Source organism: Arthrobacter sp. 9V (assembly GCF_902506065.1).
Taxonomy (GTDB): domain Bacteria; phylum Actinomycetota; class Actinomycetes; order Actinomycetales; family Micrococcaceae; genus Arthrobacter.
This window is the reverse complement of sequence record NZ_LR733009.1, coordinates 1-1743: the sequence shown is the minus strand read 5'-3', so window position 1 is coordinate 1743 and position 1743 is coordinate 1. Positions and strand designations below refer to the sequence as shown.

Genomic DNA, 1743 nt, shown 5'->3' with positions numbered 1-1743 from the left:
TGCCGCTTCTTGTCGCAGTTCTTCGCGTGGACCGTCTCGGTCCACGTGTGGCAGACGACTGGTCCAGCATGTGCCGGAGCTGCAGCAGTGGGCAGGACCACACCCACTCCCGCCAGCGCAACTACCATCCCCATGCCGACCAGTGCCTGTTTGATCTTGCTCATCGTGCATCCCCCTGTTGTTCGAGCCGTTTGGCTCCTCATCGTAAACGAGCGGCTGTGTCCACACCATCGCCGGGAAGGGTGGGTTGCGTTGCGTCGTCCGCAGCGTGCGCTTCGATGATCGGGAGGTGGAGACGCTCCAGGTCCAGGTCCAGGTCCAGGTCCAGGTCCCTGCCCGCTGCTGACGGTGTCAGCGTCGCGCGCACTCGGGTCGCGAATCCGGGCGGTGGGAGCGTGCTGGAGGCCAGCATCCGATAGAGCGTCGTGCGGTCGACGCCCAGGTCACACGCCACGGCAGCCTTGGCTACACCAGTGCTGATCAGCCGCCGTGCTTCGATGAGCTGGTCGTCCGTCAGTTTCCGGGCTCGTCTCTCGGTTGACGTCGCCGATCGCCTCGAGCTGTCGATCGAGGTTCTGATCGGACGAGCTCACTCGAACGTAAGCGACGGTCTGCATCTTGTATTGCACCACTCCTAGACTCTCGCGCACTTCTGCCGCAAAAGGCCGAGCAGGCACCCGAGAACCACGCGAAACCGCCCGACGGTCGTCTGTTGCGCTGGGGTATGCCCCAGCGCTACATAGCTGCACATGCTGAGCGAGTCAAAGATTCGAGAGGTTCGACGACTGATCGCAGCGCAACCTGCGACGAAACCGACCCCGCCTTGACAACCGTAGGGTTTACCGCGGACCCTCCTCGGCATCCCTAGTTCACCCGTCCCATGGGACCCGATCAGCGACCTATGAGCTTGGTGACCGCAGCGAGGATTTGCGAGAACGTCGATACCGGGATGGCTTCGTCGTGGCGGTCATCGATAGCACGTGGTCCGAAGGCACGGTCCACGAACTCCAGCCGAGCGGTGTCGGACTCGGACTTGTCGACGTTCGCCAGGAACGGACCGAACGCCCGAAGCTCCAACTCCGTGCGCTTGCTATCTTGCCCAGACGACACGAACCGTGACCCGAGCCGGATCGCTACGGTGGCGGCGGATGCAGCCAAAGCCCCAATGGCGGCGCGGACGGCGAACGTTGCCCACAGCGCCTCGCCGGCGCCCTCTTTCACAGGCTGGGTCAGCAGCAGGATCAGTGGTACCGCCGCTGTGCACAGCAGCACGAACCCGAGACCGTAGAGGCATAGTCCGACAACACGAGTGGTGAGCGCCTCCCGTGAGAAACTATGTGCAAGGGTGTTCGCTGCCGCCGCTGCAGTAAGAGTCTCGTACTCCTTGTTTGTCTCCCGCAGTCGTTGAAGCGTGCCGTCGGCTTCCTGGAGTTTTTGCTCAATTGCCGCCTTGAATGGGGCGAAGTCCTCATCGAACCGCTCCCCTTGCGCTTGCTGCCACGCCGTGTAGTTCTTCGTGTTTGTCGACTCAAGTTCGTTGATTCGTTTGGTGCCGTTGTCGACGACTGTGTCAACGCGCGCCTCGTACCCGTCAACGGTTTCGCCGGCACTGCTCGCCGTGTTCTGCAACGATTCCAACGCCGTAGAGACCACCGTAAACCGCTGCTCCGCCTCCTCGCCGAGCTCCTCCAGCCGTTCGCCGAGCGCAGTTCGTTTCTCGTGTAGGAGGGCGATGTCCACGTC

At 62.7% G+C, this 1743-nt stretch carries 2 protein-coding genes; both read right to left on the bottom strand.

Annotated features, from left to right (window positions below):
* Positions 1-199: 199 nt before the first annotated feature.
* Positions 200-454: a hypothetical protein gene (locus BACI9J_RS23285; protein WP_159736708.1), complete on the bottom strand. Its 255-nt coding sequence runs from the start codon at positions 452-454 to the stop codon at positions 200-202.
* A 437-nt stretch (positions 455-891) separates the two neighbouring features.
* The coding region (locus tag BACI9J_RS23280) for a hypothetical protein (protein ID WP_159736707.1) at positions 892-1743 on the bottom strand (852 nt) is incomplete at its 5' end.